The organism is Syntrophobacterales bacterium (assembly GCA_031274925.1).
Classification (GTDB): Bacteria; Desulfobacterota; Syntrophorhabdia; order Syntrophorhabdales; family Syntrophorhabdaceae; genus PNOM01.
Window position 1 is genome coordinate 12,780 of record JAISPL010000018.1, and the last position, 19,703, is coordinate 32,482.

Genomic DNA, 19,703 nt, shown 5'->3' on the forward strand with positions numbered 1-19,703 from the left:
ATGTATAGAAAAACAACCCTTTCAAACGATATTACGGTGGTAACCGAATCTATCCCCTACTTCTCCACCATATCGATAGGGATATGGTGGAAGGTCGGAGGAAGGTTTGAAGACGAGTCGAACAACGGCATATGCCATTTCATCGAACATATGTTATTCAAAGGAACGACTCGTCGAACGGCCCATGACATTGCCCGTGAGATGGATGCCGTAGGTGGCACCCTCAACGCATTCACCGGTAAGGAATCGACGTGCCTATATGCGAGAGTATTAAGAAAAGATACGGATATGGCGCTTGATATCCTCGCCGATATGTACGCCCAGTCCACCTTCAACAAGGAGGACATCGAAAAAGAGAAGTATGTAATCGCTCAGGAAATCAAGATGATTGATGATAATCCAGAGGAATATGTATACGACCTCTTCAATGCCACGTATTTCTCCAACCACGCGCTCGGCATGCCCATTCTTGGGACCCAGAAGAATGTGGAACGCTTCACCAAAGAGAGCCTGTTAGCTTATTTTAACCGTTACTACCAGCCTCAAAACGTAATCATAACTGCTACCGGCAGGATTGACCACGATAATTTCGTAAGAAAAATAGAGACCCTCTTCGGTGGAAGAAAACCTAGCGCTCCTTTGCCTGTCATGGTGAGTCCGGTGCCCCATGCCGGTGTACATTTTTATGAAAAGGATCTGGAGCATGTATATTTGTGCATAGGTTCCCGAGGCGTGAGCCAGGTGGACCAAAAGCGATATGCTCTGTATGTCCTTAACGCGCTTCTCGGCGGAAGCATGAGTTCCCACCTCTTCCAAGAGATACGGGAAAAGAGGGGCCTTGTGTATAACATATACTCATATGTGAACTGCTATCATGACGCAGGTACTTTCGGCATCTCCACATCCACATCAAACGAATCCGTCGAGGAAGTGATCGCTCTCATCAGGAACGAGATCCTTCGGATTCGCGACAAAGGAATTACGGACGCTGAACTTACCTTCTCGAAGAAGCATATTAAGGGAGATCTCTTGATTTCCCTGGAAAACTCCGAGTCGAAAATGGGAAGACTGGCGAAGAACGAGCTATACTTCGGCTCTTATATCCCGCTTAAGGACACACTGCGGGCCATTGACAGCATTAGCAAATCCGACGTGAACGAGATTAGTCGCTTTGTCTTCAGCAACCCCGAAGACCTCTCTCTCACAATCTTGGGAAACGTCAACAAAAAAACTGTCGAAGACGCATGGAAGAATTAGAAGTCCTCATTTCAATGATTGATGGGGCGCGGATACCGGAATATGCGACCCATCTGTCTTCAGGCGTTGATCTTCGAGCCTGCCTTGACGAACCTTTCATCCTTTCCCCTGCGGACCGAGCCCTCATATCGACCGGCATCCATGTAAGCATACCGGAGGGTTATGAAGCAGAAATACGGCCGAGAAGCGGTATGGCAAATAAGTTCGGCGTCACTATCGTCAACACACCGGGGACCATAGATGCCGATTACAGGGGAGAAATTAAAGTCATCCTCATAAATCTCGGCAAAGAGCCTTTTGTCATCAAGAATGGGGACAGGATTGCTCAGATGGTATTCAGAAGTGTGGCTAGAGCCCGGTTCAAGGCCGTGGACACACTACCAGAGACAGATCGGGGCAAGGGCGGTTTCGGTTCTACAGGCATCTGAAATGAACCTATATGATTGTCTTGATAGTTTCATAAGCCACCTCACCACAGAAAGAGGTGCATCGGTACATACCGTCGAAGCATATAGCAGGGATATTCTAGCTTTTGTCAAGCATCACGAGACTGTCCAATCCCCGGAACCAGGCAGACAAGATATTGAGGCCTATATAGGGCATCTGCGCCAGCAGGGTAAGAAAACCAGGAGCATAGTGCGGGCTATTTCCGCGCTACGGAGCTTTTTCACTTTTCTCGTCATGGAAGGCTCGGTCGGCAAAAACCCTCTGGAGGAAGTTGAAATACCCAAATTTCAGACTCCCATACCTGAAGTATTGAGTGAGCAGGAAGTAACCAGATTGCTCAATCTTCCCGCCGGGGCGAGGACCTCCGCCCGTGACAGGACCATTCTGGAACTCCTTTACGCGACAGGACTCAGGGTCTCAGAACTCATAAAGCTAAAAAAAAGCGACATCAATCTTGACGCAGGGTTCCTCATCGCCTCGGGAAAAAGATCGAAAGAGCGTATTGTACCCATGGGTGCGTATTCTAGGGAAGCGATCAAGTCCTATCTCGAAACCGAAAAACCGAAAGGTTCGTTTCTCTTCCCCAACCGTAGGGGCGGAATGCTCACGCGACAGGCCATTTGGAAACTGCTCAGAAAATATGCCGTACAGATGAAACGAGACCATATCTCACCCCACACAATGAGGCACACATTTGCCACCCACCTGCTTGAGGGTGGGGCTGACCTGCGCTCGGTGCAGATTCTCCTTGGCCATGAAGACATCTCCACAACTCAGATATATACTCATGTGGATGGTAAGCGATTGAAGGAAGTCCACAAGAAATATCATCCGAGAGGATAATGAAGGTTATTACGAGCCATCACAACGCCGATTTTGATTCGCTCTCATCAATGGTTGCGGCAAAAAAACTCTATCCTGATGCGATCCTGACTTTTCCAGGCTCACAGGAGCGGACGCTTAGGGAGTTTTTTATCAATTCAACCCTTTATGTGTACGATATTGAGAAGATAAAGAAAATCGATTACGACACGATTGATACCCTTATCCTCGTGGATACCCGTCAAAAGACAAGGATTGGCGATTTAGGGAAGGTGGCGACCGCAAGAAAAGTAAAAGTTCACATCTATGACCATCACCCTGCGTCTACGGAAGATGTTGAGGGTGAAGTAGAGGTAATTAGGAATACCGGAGCATGCGTCACTATACTGATCTCCATGCTTAAGGAGAAGAGGATTCCCATTTCCGCCGAAGATGCAACGATCATGATGCTCGGTATATACGAAGAAACGGGCAGTTTTCTCTTTCCCTCCACCACCACAGAAGATTTTGAAGCCGCCTCTTTTCTTTTATCTAAGGGAGCAAATGTCAATTTTGTTTCAGACATGCTGGTAAAGGAGATAACGCCCGAGCAGGTATTCATCCTGAACGACCTCATGAGTAACGCTTTAATGTACAACATAAACGGCATTGATGTGGTAATCGCTCGCGGGAGTTCCGAGAACTACGTAGGCGACCTCGCAGTCATTGTCCATAAATTCAGAGATATGGAAAACATTAACGTAGTTTTCGCCATTTTCAGGATGGAGGACCGCGTCTATCTAATAGGCAGAAGCCGGATTCCAGAGGTAGACGTGGGGCATATCCTTTCCTTGATGGGGGGTGGAGGCCATAAAGAAGCCGCATCCGCCACAATGAAAGATAAGACCATTACCGAGGCACAGGAAACGCTTCTTGAGCATATCAGGCAGAACGTTAAACCCCTTAGAAGAGCCCGAGACATCATGTTCTACCCCGTCAAGTCCATCGACGCCAGTGCGACAACAGAAGAGGCGCGCGTACTGATGGTAAAATATAACATCAATGCCCTCCCGGTAATCTCAAGAGACAAGGTCGCGGGTATAATTACCAGACAGATAGTGGGTAAGGCCGTGTTTCACGAACTTCAAAGCATCCCTGTCAAAGAGTACATGAGTACCGAGACATGCACGGTGGAAGAAGATGACTCCATTGAAAGGGTAAAGGAGATAGTAATAGGCAATAACCAGAGATTTCTGCCTGTCGTGAAGGCAGGGGAGTTGGTGGGCGCCATTACGAGGACGGACCTTCTGAGGGTACTCGAAGATGAGATCGCCAAAGTGATTCTCGGTAAGACAGAAACCCACGACCTCTATCGGAAACGCAAGAATGTAAAAAAATTGATGGAAGAGAGGTTGGACAGGAATACGCTTCAGAGGCTAGCTGAGATAGGAAATCTCGCCGATTCTACGGGATATCATGCTTTTCTAGTCGGGGGATTCGTGAGAGATATCCTGCTCCGCATAGAAAATTATGACATTGATATCGTAATAGAAGGGGACGGGGTGAGATTCGCCGAAGAGATGGCCAAGGCATTCCATGCGAAAGTGAGGTCCCACAAGGAGTTTGCGACAGCCAAGGTAATATATCCGGACAACTTTAAGGTCGATATTGCTACCGCCAGACTGGAGTACTATAAAGCACCTGCGGCTCTTCCCGTTGTCGAGCACAGTTCGCTGAAGCTCGATTTGCGCAGGAGAGACTTTACTATTAATACTTTAGCCATATCTCTCAATAAGAACAATTTCGGTCAGCTGATAGATTTCTTCGGCGGACAACGCGATATTAAAGATAAGACAATCAGAGTGCTCCACAGCCTGAGTTTTGTCGAAGATCCCACAAGGGTGTTCAGGGCGGTCCGGTTTGAGCACAGATTCAATTTCCAGATCGGCAAACACACCATGAATCTCATCAGAAATGCCGTAAAGATGAATTTCATGGCAAAAATCAGAGACAAGAGGCTTTGGGCGGAGATTTCCATTATTTTACTCGAAGAAGAGCCTGATAAGATACTGAGAAGACTTCAGGAGTTTGACTTGTTGAAATTTATTTCGCCCAATCTCGTTTTCAATAAAGATAAAGAGCGGTTGTTTCATCAGATGCATGACGTTTACAGATGGTTTGAGCTCCTTTACAAGGGCGGGGTCTGCGAGAGGATCCCCTATTACGTGCTGGGACTCGTAGACCACATGAAACCTGAAGAGGTCGTCGATTTTTGCAGAAAAACTGAAATGGCGGACAGGTTGCGTAAGAAAACTGTGGATAATATAGCGAAAATGAGAGATACGCTGGCTGGCTTGTCGTACGGAGAATCTGCGATGAAAAAAAGCGAGGTCTACAGAATGTATGAGGATCTCTCTCGGGAAGCAAGGCTCTTTATGATGGCACGAACCAGATCTGAAGAGGTGAAAAAATCAATATCGAATTACATCACTTACAATGAAACTATGAAACCCTCACTCACCGGCGAAGACCTGAAACAACTGGATATCAAAGAAGGTCCTGTTTACAGGGAAATTCTGGATAAACTGTGGGAAGCGAAGATTGACATGAATTTAAAGACAAAAGACGAAGAGATAGCCTTCGTAAAGATCTACCTGTCGGGAAAGGAGATCGCCTCTTGAGCGCATCTCTAACCCCACTTGAAGTCAGCGTTGAATGTTACGAGGGACCTCTGGCCGTACTTGTCACTCTCATAAGAAAAAACAAAGTGAGCATTTGGGAAGTTCCTCTCGCCTCTATTACGGAAAGGTTTCTTCAATACGTTGAGTTGGTGGCTGAAATGAACCTCCGCATTGCTGAAGATTTTATCGAAATGGCCTCTCTTCTTATCTTCATTAAGTCAAAGATGCTTCTCCCTGTAGAGGACCGAGACCAGGAAAATAGCCATGAAGAAGAACTGGTCGAGAGGATAATTGAGTACGAAAAAATCAAGGAAATGTCAAATGCTATTGCCGCCTTGCCTATGCTCAATAGAGATTTATTTGTACGAGGATTAAAAACCATTAACCGGGAGGCAGATTATGACCTTCTAGAGCTTTCCCACATGTTCTTTGAGCTTATGACAAACAAGGAAGAGCGGTACATCGAGATTAAGGAAATAAGGCCTACCCTAGAAGAAAAAATGACCACATTGAAAGCTATGCTCGAGGCATCGGGTCTCTATGTATGGAGCATAGACGGTGGCGAGGGCCAGAATGAAAAAATAGCAACTATTCTGGGAATGCTTGAACTGACGAAGACGAAGTTTGCCACCCTACTTCAGAGGAGACCATTCGGAAAAGTTATCCTGCGCAAAAGGGACTACAACGAACACATTACGAAAGGTGGTTTACATGTCGAGGGGTAAAAAAACAATCTTTTTCCTTGTAATTATTGTCACACTGGTCTTTGTAGGAGCTTTTGCCATAGGCGTCGTCGGCAAGGGATCGGGTGAAAAGTTTGGGGTTGTTGAAATAGAGGGTGTCATAACTCAATCAGGGGACACCATGGCCGATATGGTCAGATTCAGCGAAGACGCTTCTATAAAAGGGGTTATTGTTAGGATAAATTCACCAGGTGGATCAGTAGGACCGACTCAAGAAATTTACAGAGAAATGATAAAGCTGCGGGAGAAAAAGAAGGTATTCGTATCCATGGGCGGAATATGCGCCTCCGGGGGCTATTACATCGCATCGGCCGGGGAAAAAATATACGCGAGCCCTTCAACCATTACGGGAAGCATAGGCGTCATAATGGAGCAGATGGTTATTGAGGATCTTTTAAAAAAGATAGGGGTGCAACCGAATACGCTTAAAGCAGGCGAGTATAAAAACGTTGGTTCCCCTTTTAAAAAAATGACAAGCAAAGAGAGGGAGTATCTGGACCGAATAATGACAAGCATTCACGAGCAATTCATCTCCGATGTCGCCGTAGGCAGGAAAATGGATGTCGAATCCGTAAGAAAGCTTTCGGACGGACGAATCTACACAGGCACCCAGGCCAAAGAAGCCAAACTAGTGGATAACATAGGCACATTATACGACTGCAGGGACGATCTCAAAACAACACTCAACATCAAAAGAAAGCCGGTGCTCATATATGGCAAGAGACCTTTCTCTTTCGCAAAATGGTTCTTTTCCTCTTTTGCAAGAGAAATGATCTCCCAGTCCACAGCGTCGCCTTTCAAATTCCTGTTCAAGGGAAATGCGGGGTTCTAAGGCAGATGGCATTGCATGACTTCAATCACCCCACCGTGAGAGGTTTTGATTTCTATACCCTTCTTTGTGCTTGCCCTGCTAGCCTCTTCCCACGTAGTTCTTGCGTCCTTACGGACTACTGACCCGCCGATGTTCCTCACGAGTTGCTCTTTTGCTGGTATCCCGCTTCAATCCGCCCAATTACTCATTGTGGCGGGCAACAAATCGAGATTAAACTCCGTTGCAGTTTATGCTGCGAAAAGGAAACCGTATGGATGGATTGCTTCATTTCCTCCTATAGATGCAACCATCGGCCGAAACGGCTTTGCCGAACCAGGCGCAAAAAGGGAAGGCGACGGGAAAACCCCATCCGGTGTTTACCCCCTCTTGTACGCTTTTGGCTACGCTCACGAGATCAACACGAAAATGCCTTACCGACAAGCCGGAGAGAACGACATCTGGGTCAACGATCCCTCTTCTCTAGATTACAACAAATGGGTTAGGCAAGGAGAAACAACGGCTATTTCTTTTGAAAATATGAAACGTAAAGACGGATTTTACAGGTACGGTGTCGTAATCGGTCATAACATTGATCCGGTAGTCAGAGGCCATGGAAGCGCCATATTCCTACATGTGTGGAAAAGGCGCGACGCACCCACTTCAGGCTGCGTAGCAATGGCTCAAAAAAACTTGGTACACATTCTTGGATGGCTTGATCCTTTGAAAAAACCGCTCATTATAATGGGAACCAAAGAAGCTCTTATTAAATTTGACGAAATGAGTTGGATATAACTCGGTATCTTCCCGTTGACTCTTCCTTTGCCATTTTTATGTTTTATCTTCGCCTGACAATATTGCGTATTCGAATCCGTCGAGAAGGGCGACGAAAGACGCCATATTGATATTCGGTGAGATAGCGGCCACGCTCCATATCACTGAACCGTCGGTAAATATGATGGACACCCCGACATGGGCCGCCGTTCCTGTTTTAGATTCATGTATTCTCGACGAAAAATCGACCAACTTGACGTCTTGAATGACGGGAAAAATCGACGCGAGAGATTTCTTCAGCACATTGGCAAGCGCATCAACAGGCCCAACTCCAGTCGACGCCTCATGCATCTCTTTGTCTGCAGTCCTGATAATTACTGTTGCCTCCGGCCTCAATCCATCATCAATAAGCCTATAGGTTCCCACGACCTCAAAAGGACTCTGGTAGCCATCAAGAGAGCGAAGGATATTAAGTTCTTTTGTCCCATCCCGTATGTCAAGAAACCGTTTCACTCAGCTTTCTCCTCTTCAATCAGCAGCTTGTAATCTATACTGTCCACAAGCGCCTGCCAGCTTGCCTCTATGATGTTCTCCGATACCCCGACAGTTCCCCATGATTGCTTTCCATCACTGCTTTCTATAAGAACCCGTGTGGGAGCCTCGGTTCCATCCTTGGCGGACAGAACCCTCACCTTGTAATCAACCAACTCCATCTCCATGAGAACAGGGTAAATCTTGCAGAGGGCCTTCCTCAGGGCATTGTCAAGGGCGTTTACCGGACCGGTCCCGAGAGCGGCGGTGTGCTCAATCCTGTCGTTGACCTTGACCAGTATTGTCGCTTCGCAGACAGGGTGATTCTTCTCTTTTTTCTCTGTGATGATCCTGAACCCAACAAGGTCGAAATACTTTTTGTGGATACCAAGTGATTTTTTTATGAGAAGTTCAAGGGAACCTTCCGCACCCTCAAACTGGTACCCGAACATTTCGAGTTCCTTGACTTTTCTCGCAACCTCTTTCGCAAGCTTCTTGTCTTTATCTATATCAATATTAAATTCCCTCGCCTTGTAAAGGATGCTACTCTCTCCTGAAAGATCTGAGATAAGCACTCTTTGAACATTGCCAACAAGGGCGGGCTTTATGTGTTCATACGTCTCCGGATTTCTCCTTATGGCACTCACATGGATACCGCCTTTATGCGCGAAAGCGCTCTCCCCTACATATGGTCTGTGCTTGTCAGGAATGAAATTTGCCATTTCATCAACAAAAAGGCTCAGTTCCCGAAGTCTTAAAAGGCCTTCCTCCTCTATGCCTCCGCATCCCATCTTGAGGGTCACACTCGGTATTATTGAGCAAAGATTAGCATTACCACAACGCTCTCCATACCCATTGATCGTGCCCTGGACATGCTCGCATCCCGCGCGCACGGCCATAAGGCTATTAGCAACTGCCATTTCTGTATCGTTGTGAGTATGTATTCCTAATTTACACTTGATTGATGCGCTCACGATCGTCACAACGTCGAATACGTCATAGGGCATGCTCCCCCCGTTGGTATCACAAAGAACCAGGACGTCAGCTCCTGAGTCACGCGCCACGGTCAGGACTTTCACGGCATATGCCCTGTTCCTGCGATACCCGTCAAAGAAATGCTCTGCGTCAAAAAATACGGTCTTGCCGCAATTCTTCAGATAACGGATCGTGCCCTCGACCATCTTCAGGTTGGTGTCCAAGCTGACTTTCAATGCGTCCCTAACGTGGAGATCCCAGCTTTTCCCCACAATGGTCACATACTCGGTTTCAGCGTCTAGCACCGACCGTATAACCTCGTCGTCTTCTGGCCTCGTGTGGGCCTTCATTGTCATGCTGAATGCTACAACCTTCGATTGTCGAAGTTGCAGATTTTTTACTTCCTTGAAATAGCTGAGGTCTTTCGGATTTGATCCCGGCCAGCCCCCTTCGATATAATGAATTCCAAATTCATCCAGCTTCTCTGTGATTCTCAATTTGTCCGTAAGGGAAAATGCGATATCTTCAGACTGAGCTCCGTCGCGAAGCGTGGTGTCGTAAAACTCAACCCTCACTGCTCCTCCCTGACTTCTCCGGCATCGAGCCCAAATGCAGTATGGAGCGCCCTCACAGCCAACTCCCCGTATTTGCTTTCCAGCACGCAGGAGATCTTGATCTCTGACGTGGTAATTGCCTCAATATTTATACCCTCGGCAGCAAGAACGGAGAACATATTCGATGCTATTCCGGCGTGGGATATCATGCCACGGCCAACGATGCTCACTTTTGCTATATTATCGTCCATGGTCACCTTTTCGGCTCCCACTTCTTTTACCTTTTCCTCCATAATCTTATACGCCTTCTTTGCGTCGGCCTTTGATGTGGTGAAAGTAATATCCGTTAAACTGCTGCGGCTCACGTTCTGCACGATTACGTCCACAACAATATTAGCATCGGAAAGAGCGGTAAATATGTCGGCCGCGATTCCGGGCTTGTCCGGAACGGCACTTACCGTGATCTTTGCTTCGTTCTTGCTGTATGTAACACCGGAAACTACCACTTTTTCCATTGGCATACTTCCCTCCTCGCATACGAGTGTCCCTTTGCCCTCTTCTAAAGAAGATTTCACAAGGATCGGAACATTATATTTTTGAGCCAGCTCAACCGATCTTATCTGTAGCACCTTGGCTCCCAAGCCTGCCATTTCCAGCATCTCATCATAGGATATCTTATCAAGTCTCTGCGCCTTATCGCATATATTGGGATCTGTAGTATACACACCATCCACATCCGTGTAAATTTCACATACGTCTGCGTTGAGACTCGCAGCAAGGGCCACACCAGTGGTATCCGATCCACCTCTTCCCAGGGTTGTAATGTTACCATTTTCGTCCACACCCTGAAAGCCGGGCACTACCACTATTTTACCCAGTTTTAGTTCGGCAAGGATCCGCTCTTTCTCCAACCGGTCGATCCGTGCCTTTCCAAATTTGGAGTCGGTGATTATCCTCACCTGGTACCCAAGGACGGACACGGCATCATTCCCCATTTCCTTTAAAGTAAGGGTAAGAAGAGCGGAGGTTACCTGTTCACCGGTCGAAATAAGGACGTCAACCTCCCGCTCATCTGGAAATTTGGAAATCTGATTGGCAAAATTGAGCAATCTGTCAGTCTCTCCTGCCATCGCCGAGACAACGATCACCATATCGTTGCCCCTGCTTTTGTAATCTATGGCTCTTTTCGCTACATTGCGTATCCGCTCAATATCTCTGACGGAAGTTCCGCCATATTTTTGCACGACTAACATCTTCTACCTCCAGCGTAATTTTTCGATCCTCTTTTTCAAACGCTTCTATGTAGATCCTGATTGTACCTTCCGGCCAGACGCTTCTTTCGGCCCACTCAGCGACTATTATGCCGCTTTCGTAATATCCCTCCATGTCAAGCGACTCTACCTCGGATTCGTCGATCCTGTATAAGTCCACATGGCAGAGAGTGCATGAGCCTTCATATACATTCATCAGAGTAAAGGAGGGGCTCAAAACATAGAGCCAGTCCTCAACCCCGACACCCTTTGCGATACCCTTAACCAGTTGGGTCTTGCCGGCACCAAGCTCACCGTATAAGGCATAACAGTCACCTGGCCGGGCATGCCTCCCTATGTGTTCCCCAATGTCCCACGTATCAGAGGGACTTTTCGATATAAACTCTATCCGTTCCACGCTTGATTTCCCTCAAAACCCTTCCCGTTTCTACGAGAAGGTCTCCGGCCAAGAGGTCCATATCCGTAGACTCTTCTACAAAATTGTCCGCTGCGTAGCCGTGGAGATAAGCGCCTAGGATCGATGCTTCGGTCATACTATACCCTTGCGCCAGCAGACCCCCGATGAAACCAGTAAGTATATCACCACTCCCACCTTTTGCCAAGGCAGGGTTGCCAGGAGGAATTATAAATGCTTCTCCTTGGTTGTCAAAGATTATCGTCCTCGCCCCCTTGAGAACAAGATTCATCTCTGTCTTTTCGACAAAACCCTTTCCAACGGACATCCTGTCGGCGTTGATCTCCATGGGGCTTAGTTTCATAAGCCGGCCTAACTCACCAGGGTGAGGCGTGAATACTGCGCTCCTTTTTGCCTCCGCGATCAGGTCCGTGTGTCCGGCAAACGCGTTAATAGCGTCGGCATCTATCACAAAAGGCTTATCTGTCTTTGCAAAAAGCCTCCTCACAATTTCCTGGGTTTCCTCATGCTGTGAAAGACCGGGCCCCATAACGACTACGTCCTTGTCGGAAATGAATTCCAAAATCTCATCATAGGATGAAAGAACGAAGTACCCGCTCCCCCCGTCTGCCACGGGATAGGTCATCACTTCCGTTAACTTGACCTCCATGACAGCGTTAAGGGCTTGAGGGATGAGAAGGGTTACAAGGCCAGCCCCGATCTTCAAAGCGGCGAGAGACGCCATGTACGCCGCTCCTGTTTTGCCAGGAGATCCTGCGATCACTGCCACATGACCGAACGTGCCTTTGTGTGCCCAGGGCATTCTATCTTTAAGGAATCCTCTGATCAATTCGCCGTCAACAATATTCGCGTCCACCCCCAGCACTGTCTCGCCATGAGGAGGAAGAGAAATATCGATAACCGTTAGACCTCCCGCGTGATAGGCGCCAGGGTAGAAAAGCTGGCCGAGCTTGGGATAACCGTATGTATAGGTATGGGTTGCCTTCACGGCTGTGCCCAGGGGCACGCCCGTCCGTCCGTCAACGCCGGAAGGGATATCAACGGCGATGACCGTTTTCCCAGAGTGGTTGATTAACTCAATAATTCTACCCTCGAAGCCGCTCACGGGTTTTGAAAGCCCTGTGCCAAAGATCGCATCCACTATTACGTCCGTCTCTTTGAGAGACGCCTTAGCCAGAGGAAAGGATGCGTCGTCAATTTCCGTAATTACCCCCCCGAGCGACTCGAAAAGGCCCATATTGAGAGCTGTATCTCCTTTCAGGTCAGAGGTTTTACATAGAAGAAATGCCCTGGCTGAAAAGCCGTCCCTCAAGGCATATCTTGCGATAACAAACCCATCGCCACCGTTGTTGCCCCGCCCACAGAAAACGGTCAACCGACTGCCGGGGATCAAGTAACGCTCTTTTGCCAGTCTGTATGTAGTTCTGCCCGCATTCTCCATGAGCACGGCCGACGGTATTCCCCAAACCCTGATCGCGTACTCGTCGTATTTTGCCATTCTTTCAGGGGAGAGCGCCTTCATACTTTCCTACTCCTCGGATTTCAGATTATTACCACGGAGACCGCATATGCTTTTTCATGGGAAATACTTACCCCTTCATACCTTGTATGTTTATAAATAATGAAAGGTTTGCCTCCAGTCTGCAAAACCTCAATCGCCTTCCACGAAAGCCCCTTTCCGACCGCCTTCATAAACGCTTCCTTGGCGGCAAATCGTCCGGCAAGGGTTTGATACATACTCTTCCTCTGTTTTGCGTACCTGATTTCCTCATCGGTGAAAACCTTGTGAAGAAATCTATCCCCGAATCGGTCAACAGCCTGCGCTATCCTTGATACATCAACAATATCAATGCCGACCATTCAGACCCACCTTCCTTACGCCCAATCATGGAATCTGCCTGAAAAAAGATGAGAATGTGCCGTGTTAACTAACCACCGATCAGGCTGATCATGTCACGGACAGCCCTATCTAGGCCCACAAACATAGCCCGGGCTATAATTGCATGTCCTATGCTCAGCTCGTCTATTTCATGGATTGCAGCTATCTCTCTCACATTGTGATAGTTAAGACCATGACCGCCGTTCACTTCAAGGCCAAGCCCCTTGCCTCTCGCTGCAGAGTACACAACCTTTTTCAATTCCTCTCTCCGTGATTCGCTTGTTCTTGCATCACTGTAGGCGCCAGTATGAATCTCTATCATATCGGCCTTCACGGCTACCGCTGCAAGAATTTGCTCCTCTTCGGGGTCGATAAAAAGACTCACTTTGATGCCTTTCTCCTTCACCACGCGAATAACTTCCCCGAGCCGACCTTCGAGACCTGCCACGTCAAGCCCGCCCTCCGTGGTCAATTCTTCTCTTTTTTCCGGCACCAGGGTGATCATATCGGGTTGTATCTCCATTGCTATCTTGACCATCTCGTCGGTAGCCGCCATTTCGAGGTTCAACTTTGTCTTAATCACATTCCTCAGAATGGCTACATCTCTGTCCTTTATGTGGCGTCTGTCTTCCCTCAGGTGCACAATGACACCCGATGCCCCAGCGATTTCAGCAATGCCGGCTGCATGCACAGGATCGGGGTACGATGTACCTCTGGCCTCTCTGAGAGTTGCCACATGATCTATATTCACCATAAGCTCAGGCATTAGTTTCCTCCGATTTCCTGCCGGGCCGACTCCGCAATCTCTTCTGCGTATGCGGCTACGAGGGCATCGTCCATGCCCTCCACCATGACCCTCAATTTCATTTCCGTGCCTGAATATCTCACAACCACCCTTCCCTCTTCGCCAAGACGATCCCTTACCGCCTCTATCGCCTTCATGAGACGGGGACAATCGTCCACTGGCTTTTTCTCCCGAACCTTCACATTCAACTCAACCTGAGGCAATTCGGTAAAACCTTCCATCAAGTCGCAAAGACCCTTTTGTTTTTCAATCATAACATTCAGTATTTTGAGGGCCGTGACCATGCCGTCGCCGGTTGTATTGTGATCAAGAAACACGACATGCCCTGACTTTTCCCCTCCAAAATTATAATCATCTTTCAATATGGTCTCAAGCACATACCGGTCTCCCACATTGGTCCTCACGACCGTTATATTTTCCGTCTTAAGGCAGGTCTCCACTCCCATATTGCTCGCTATGGTGGCTACGACCGTATTCTTCTTCAGCCTCCCTTTCTCTTTGAGGTGTCTTGCCAGAACCACCATGGCGCCATCCCCATCAATGATCTTTCCTTTTTCATCGACAAAAGCGACTCTGTCGGCATCTCCGTCAAGGGCGATGCCGATGTGGGCGTTATGCTCCATTACATGTCTTCTCAATGAGTCCGGATAAAGACTTCCGCATTCCCTGTTGATATTCTCACCGTCGGGTTCGACACCGAAGGAAATCACGTGAGCTCCCAGCTCCTCAAACACGCTAGGGGCCACCTTGTATGCGGCTCCTTGAGCGCAATCCACCACAACCCTCAATCCGTCAAGCGAATACTGCTGGGGAAAAATGTTCTTAAGAAACACGATATATCTTCCCACCGCGTCATCAATCCGGTGAGCTTTTCCCACCTCATTAGCCACTGGTCTCAGTGTATCCAGCGAACCCTCCATGACCATCTTTTCGATTTCATATTCAAGATCGTCCGGCAGCTTAAAACCATCTCCGGAAAATATCTTTATCCCATTGTCCTGATACGGATTATGAGAAGCGGAGATGACTATTCCCGCATCCGCCCTCATACTGCTTGTAATAAACGCAATCCCTGGGGTCGGCAATGGACCCACGAGCCACACATCAACTCCCATGGAGCAAATACCGGAGGCGATGGCCGTCTCAAGCATGTAACCCGAAAGCCTCGTGTCCTTCCCTACCACTATTCTTCCTCGGCCGTGTCTCTCTTTGAAAACGTATGAAACTGCCCGGCCTAATTTCAGGGCCACCTCCGAGGTCATAGGATACATATTCGCAGTCCCCCGTATCCCGTCGGTCCCGAAAAGCCTCCTCTCCATATCATTCCCTCCTGAGATGGACCCTTACGGTCTCAGGCTTTATTTTCCTTACGAAAATTCCCTTAGTCACCAAAGGCACATCAATCTCTTCTTTTTTATCTTTGAAATCCCCATTCACCGGAACGGTCTCGATAACTTCTCTATCTTTCAACACTTCTTCGGAACCTTCAACCACTGCGTATTGTGGATACCAAGTCCCCACTCCATATATGCCGGCCCATCTCTTGTCTAATTTTACAACAACTCTGAGCCGTTTTTCCACCGCCTTGCCTATTTCCACAACCATGTAGTCCGGCTTCACATCTTCAACTTTCACCCCTTTCGGAACCGTCACATTATCTTTATCCAACTCAAATACCTGGGTGCCACCCTTGGCACCGGACAGGCTGATTGCGACTCTTATATCGCGAGCTCTCAGGTTTTTGAGAATCGAGATGGGCCCACCTATAGTAACGAGGACAGAATCGGTTTCTATTTTTTCCATTATGAGGTCCTCTCGTATATTCTCCATGGCAACAGGCACGGAAACCGTCATCTTCGATTCGCCTATATAAGATATGGCAACCCAGAACATTGCCGCAAGCACAAGGGACAACGCCTTGAGTCTATAATCTTTAAGAATGTGATTTCTCACTAACCCCATTATCCAATCTCAATTGCACGATATACCTGATCATATCAGTGCGTCCCTCAAAACCTTCTTCAGGGTATCGCCGTCCACATTCCAGTGCAACTCCCCCTTAAAAGCGTAAGATATTTTTCCTTTTTCCTCCGAGACCACAAGTGCGATGGCATCGGTCACCTCAGTGATCCCTATAGCCGCCCTGTGCCGTGTGCCTAATTGCTTATCAATGGTATCCATCATAGCAAGAGGGAGTATACAACTTACCGCCCTTATTCTTCCTTCCCTGATAATCATTGCTCCGTCATGAAGCGGCGACGCATACTGAAATATGCTCAGAATAAGTTCCGTATTGACTTCCGCATCCAGACGAACCCCTATTTCCATGAATTCTTCCAAACCAATTTCCCGTTCAATCACCAGAAGGGCTCCTGTTTTCTTGCCTGCCATTACGGTACACGCATTGGACAATTCATCGAAAAACAGTGTCTCCTCCACATATGTGATTCTCTTGAAGAACGGGCTTCTCCCCAACGCTAGGAGCGCCCGCCTTATTTCGTTCTGAAATACCACCACAATAACGAGAATGATGGAACTTACGAAATTATTGAGAATCCATCCAAGGGCAAAAAGCTCTAGTTTTTTTGATAGGTAGAAGACAAAGACTACTATGATTACCCCGATGATCAGTTGGCTCGCCCTTGTCCCTTTCACCAGGAGAAAGATCCTATAAATGAGGAAAGCGACAATCAGTACATCAAGGACATCCTGCCATCTCAGGTACGTTATCATGACTTGACGACAGCATCTACGAGCATGATCACTTTGCGTGCTTTGCCAACGTCGTGGACCCTCACAATATCGGCCCCGTTCCAAATCGAAACTGCAATACTGGCAAGGGTTCCCTCTGTTCTGTCGTGGGTGGGAGAGTCGGTGATCCTTCCTATAAAATTCTTTCTTGAAGTACCAACAAGAATTGGCCTCCCCAAGTCTTTGAAGGTTCCAAGGCCTTTGATGATCTTAAGGTTATCTTCTACCCGCTTTCCAAACCCGATGCCGGGGTCAAGTATGATATTATCCTCTCTTATCCCACGGTCAATCGCAAACGTCATTCTTGCTTCCAGAAACCGGAACACCTCTCCTATCACATCCTCATAATACGGATCAGCCTGCATGTCTTGGGGTGTTCCCTTCATGTGCATTATAACCACGTACATCCCAAGCACCGCCGCCGTCTCTGCCATTTCGGGATCAAACACGAGAGCGCTTATATCGTTTATCATATCAGCTCCCGCATCCCGCGCTTCTTTCGCAACTTCGGCTTTATACGTATCAACGGAGATCAATACATCTGAACTTGCTCTTATTCCCTGGATTACGGGAACGACTCTTTTCAGCTCTACATGTAAAGGAACCCGCAGCGAAAAGGGTCTCGTGGATTCACCACCCACATCAATAATATCAGCCCCTTCTTCGACCATTTCCAAGGCATGCTGTACTGCTGTTTTGGTATCAAAAAATTCCCCTTCGTCGGAAAAGGAGTCGGGCGTCACGTTCAACACGCCCATAATGAGAGGTCTCTCGCTACACAGCAACTTCCTCTGCATTCACATGTTCCTTGATGAGGGACTCTATTTCCTGTCCATCCAGCACTTCCTTCTCAAGAAGTCTGTTAGCGATGGCATGGAGAGCGTTCATATTATTGTAAAGTATCGCCTTAGCTCTTTCAAAACAGTCCATCACTATCCGTCTCAGTTCCTCGTCTATGTCTTGGGCGGTGCTTTCACTGAAATCCCGGTGCTGGGCTATCTCCCTGCCGAGAAAAATATGTTCTTCTTTTTTTCCGTAGTTGAGGGGACCAAGTTTCTCGCTCATACCCCACTCGCACACCATCTTTCGCGCTATTTCCGTCGCCCTGTCAATATCATTCCCCGCCCCTGTGGTTTTATGATTGAGGACAAGCTCTTCCGCAGCTCTGCCGCCTAAAAGTATCGTGATATTGTCAATAAGATAGGACCTCGAATAGGTGTGCCGCTCATCAATGGGCAACTGCTGGGTTATGCCCAGCGCACGCCCTCTGGGGATAATGGTGACCTTATGAATGGGGTCTGAACCTGGTATCATTTTAGCCACAAGGGCATGGCCCGCCTCATGAAACGCGGCGTTTTTTCGCTCTTCATAAGGAATGATCAGACTTTTCCTCTCCACGCCCATGAGCACCTTGTCCTTCGCCTGCTCAAAGTCATCCATTTCAATCTCTTTTTTGCTTTTCCTTGCAGCCAGAAGAGCAGCCTCATTTACAAGGTTTTCCAAGTCGGCGCCAGAAAATCCAGGAGTACCGCGCGCAATCACCGATAGCTCAACATCTCCTGCCACCACGGTCTTTTTGGTATGAACACTGAGAATAGCCTCTCTCCCTTTTACATCCGGTATGGAAACCACTATCTGACGGTCGAACCTTCCCGGCCTAAGAAGGGCAGGATCCAGCACATCGGGTCTGTTTGTCGCCGACATAACGATGACACCTTCGTTCGACTCAAAACCGTCCATCTCCACGAGGAGTTGGTTCAAGGTCTGCTCTCTCTCGTCATGGCCGCCCCCAAGGCCAGCACCTCTGTGTCTGCCTACCGCATCAATCTCGTCAATAAATATGATGCACGGCGCATGTTTTTTGCCTTGATTAAAGAGGTCTCTCACCCGGGAAGCTCCCACACCGACAAACATTTCCACGAAATCAGAGCCGCTAATGCTGAAGAACGGCACATCAGCTTCTCCGGCTATGGCTTTGGCAAGCAAAGTCTTTCCTGTCCCGGGAGGACCTACGAGAAGAACGCCTTTAGGTATCCGTCCACCCAACTTCGTGAATTTCTTCGGGTCTATCAGAAATTCTATGATCTCCTGAAGTTCTTCTTTTGCCTCGTTGATCCCGGCCACATCCTTGAACGTGACTTTATTCTCTTTTCCGGTCACCAGCCTTGCCTTACTCTTGCCAAAGGCCATGGCCTTGCCACCTCCAGCCTGCATCTGTCTCATAAAGAACACCCAGACGCCAATGAGCAGAAGCATAGGAAACCAAGAGATAAGGATATTCTGCCATATCCCGGAATCATCGTCCGGTTTTGCATCGACACTCACATTATGGGATCTCAATATCTTCGTCAACTCCAGATCATCCGGGGTATAACTTTTAAATTTCTTGCCTTCCTTGAACGATCCTATAATATGCCTTCCTTGAATAGTAACAGACTCCAACTTATCAGTCTCTATGGCATGTATGAAGTCACTGAATTTGACGCTCTCGTAATTCGTTTTCGGCTTGTAATACATGTTAAAGATGACTAATCCGAAAATAATTATGAAAAGCCATACAAATATGTTCTTGTTCATAGGATTAATATTCGTATTCTTAGGCATCTATCTTTATTATCACAAAAACCTAGGATTATCAATATAATAAAACCCCTCCTACTCCTTGCCCCCCTGGCCATCTATCCCAATATCCTCACTTATATCAGATCAGGAATCAGGGAGAGACTCTCTCTCCAGTTTCGTCTGTTACAGCAGCCATACGCCTCCATGGAGGGTGGGGTCTCTTTGCCGTTTCTATCCAGCGCTTATGACACCATTTGACCGTGTCTGCCATCGCAACGGCTAAGTACGGACTATCAACAACTGTTGGGCGTTACCATTATGGTAGCCATAAAAGAACACCTCCATGTATTTCTCATGGCGTACAATCTGGCCGTTTGAAAAGCTTATAAGGAAAATCTCCTTATGATTTCATCAGAGATATATGGACGCTTGAGCCTGAAAGATTTAAA

Annotated in this window: 19 protein-coding genes; 7 read left to right on the forward strand and 12 right to left on the reverse strand. The window is 47.7% G+C overall.

Annotated elements, in window-relative coordinates; genetic code table 11:
• Genes LBQ00_03165 through LBQ00_03195 form a run of 7 tightly spaced genes read left to right on the forward strand, consistent with a single transcriptional unit; the run spans position 1 to position 7,532 of the window.
• Complete coding sequence (locus tag LBQ00_03165; GenBank protein MDR2017865.1) at positions 1-1,257, forward strand: insulinase family protein; 1,257 nt, start codon at positions 1-3, stop codon at positions 1,255-1,257.
• Entirely contained in the window at positions 1,245-1,685 is a 441-nt protein-coding gene (dut, locus tag LBQ00_03170) for a dUTP diphosphatase (protein ID MDR2017866.1), read from the forward strand. The genes LBQ00_03165 and dut overlap by 13 nt, the downstream gene beginning before the upstream one ends.
• Before the next feature lies 1 nt (position 1,686).
• Positions 1,687-2,547 (forward strand): site-specific tyrosine recombinase XerD, encoded by an 861-nt coding sequence (gene xerD, locus LBQ00_03175; GenBank protein MDR2017867.1) that lies wholly within the window; start codon positions 1,687-1,689, stop codon positions 2,545-2,547.
• On the forward strand, positions 2,547-5,186 hold the full coding sequence (locus LBQ00_03180) for a CBS domain-containing protein (protein MDR2017868.1): 2,640 nt from the start codon (positions 2,547-2,549) through the stop codon (positions 5,184-5,186). The genes xerD and LBQ00_03180 overlap by 1 nt, the downstream gene beginning before the upstream one ends.
• Positions 5,183-5,911: a segregation/condensation protein A gene (locus LBQ00_03185; GenBank protein ID MDR2017869.1), complete on the forward strand. Its 729-nt coding sequence runs from the start codon at positions 5,183-5,185 to the stop codon at positions 5,909-5,911. The genes LBQ00_03180 and LBQ00_03185 overlap by 4 nt, the downstream gene beginning before the upstream one ends.
• A complete protein-coding gene (gene sppA, locus LBQ00_03190; protein MDR2017870.1) occupies positions 5,898-6,761 on the forward strand; it encodes a signal peptide peptidase SppA in 864 nt (287 codons plus the stop codon). Before LBQ00_03185 ends, sppA begins: the two co-directional genes overlap by 14 nt.
• 45 nt (positions 6,762-6,806) lie before the next feature.
• Positions 6,807-7,532: a L,D-transpeptidase family protein gene (locus LBQ00_03195; protein ID MDR2017871.1), complete on the forward strand. Its 726-nt coding sequence runs from the start codon at positions 6,807-6,809 to the stop codon at positions 7,530-7,532.
• Between the two features lie 36 nt (positions 7,533-7,568).
• Here the strand turns inward: LBQ00_03195 and LBQ00_03200 are convergent, their stop codons facing one another.
• The 12 genes from LBQ00_03200 to ftsH form a co-directional block, all read right to left on the reverse strand.
• Complete coding sequence (locus LBQ00_03200; protein MDR2017872.1) at positions 7,569-8,024, reverse strand: hypothetical protein; 456 nt, start codon at positions 8,022-8,024, stop codon at positions 7,569-7,571.
• Positions 8,021-9,592, reverse strand: a complete 1,572-nt coding sequence (gene cimA, locus LBQ00_03205; GenBank protein MDR2017873.1) for a citramalate synthase — start codon at positions 9,590-9,592, stop codon at positions 8,021-8,023. The genes LBQ00_03200 and cimA overlap by 4 nt, the downstream gene beginning before the upstream one ends.
• Positions 9,589-10,824, reverse strand: a complete 1,236-nt coding sequence (locus LBQ00_03210) for an aspartate kinase (GenBank protein ID MDR2017874.1) — start codon at positions 10,822-10,824, stop codon at positions 9,589-9,591. The genes cimA and LBQ00_03210 overlap by 4 nt, the downstream gene beginning before the upstream one ends.
• The gene (gene tsaE / locus LBQ00_03215) at positions 10,778-11,239 is read right to left on the reverse strand and encodes a tRNA (adenosine(37)-N6)-threonylcarbamoyltransferase complex ATPase subunit type 1 TsaE (protein ID MDR2017875.1); all 462 of its coding nucleotides are present in this window, start codon (positions 11,237-11,239) and stop codon (positions 10,778-10,780) included. The genes LBQ00_03210 and tsaE overlap by 47 nt, the downstream gene beginning before the upstream one ends.
• Positions 11,202-12,779, reverse strand: coding sequence for an NAD(P)H-hydrate dehydratase (locus tag LBQ00_03220; GenBank protein MDR2017876.1), 1,578 nt, complete (start codon positions 12,777-12,779; stop codon positions 11,202-11,204). Before LBQ00_03220 ends, tsaE begins: the two co-directional genes overlap by 38 nt.
• Positions 12,780-12,799: 20 nt before the next feature.
• A complete protein-coding gene (acpS, locus tag LBQ00_03225; protein ID MDR2017877.1) occupies positions 12,800-13,117 on the reverse strand; it encodes a holo-ACP synthase in 318 nt (105 codons plus the stop codon).
• A gap of 68 nt (positions 13,118-13,185) precedes the next feature.
• Entirely contained in the window at positions 13,186-13,902 is a 717-nt protein-coding gene (pdxJ, locus tag LBQ00_03230; protein MDR2017878.1) for a pyridoxine 5'-phosphate synthase, read from the reverse strand.
• Entirely contained in the window at positions 13,902-15,260 is a 1,359-nt protein-coding gene (gene glmM, locus LBQ00_03235) for a phosphoglucosamine mutase (GenBank protein MDR2017879.1), read from the reverse strand. Before glmM ends, pdxJ begins: the two co-directional genes overlap by 1 nt.
• Before the next feature lies 1 nt (position 15,261).
• A complete protein-coding gene (locus tag LBQ00_03240; GenBank protein ID MDR2017880.1) occupies positions 15,262-15,903 on the reverse strand; it encodes a hypothetical protein in 642 nt (213 codons plus the stop codon).
• A 30-nt stretch (positions 15,904-15,933) separates the two neighbouring features.
• Positions 15,934-16,674, reverse strand: coding sequence for a diadenylate cyclase CdaA (cdaA, locus tag LBQ00_03245; GenBank protein ID MDR2017881.1), 741 nt, complete (start codon positions 16,672-16,674; stop codon positions 15,934-15,936).
• Positions 16,671-17,489: a dihydropteroate synthase gene (folP, locus tag LBQ00_03250; protein MDR2017882.1), complete on the reverse strand. Its 819-nt coding sequence runs from the start codon at positions 17,487-17,489 to the stop codon at positions 16,671-16,673. Before folP ends, cdaA begins: the two co-directional genes overlap by 4 nt.
• Positions 17,467-19,269 carry an ATP-dependent zinc metalloprotease FtsH gene (ftsH, locus tag LBQ00_03255; GenBank protein MDR2017883.1) on the reverse strand — a complete coding sequence of 601 codons (1,803 nt, stop codon included), beginning with the start codon at positions 19,267-19,269 and terminating at the stop codon, positions 17,467-17,469. Before ftsH ends, folP begins: the two co-directional genes overlap by 23 nt.
• Between the last annotated feature and the right edge of the window lie 434 nt (positions 19,270-19,703).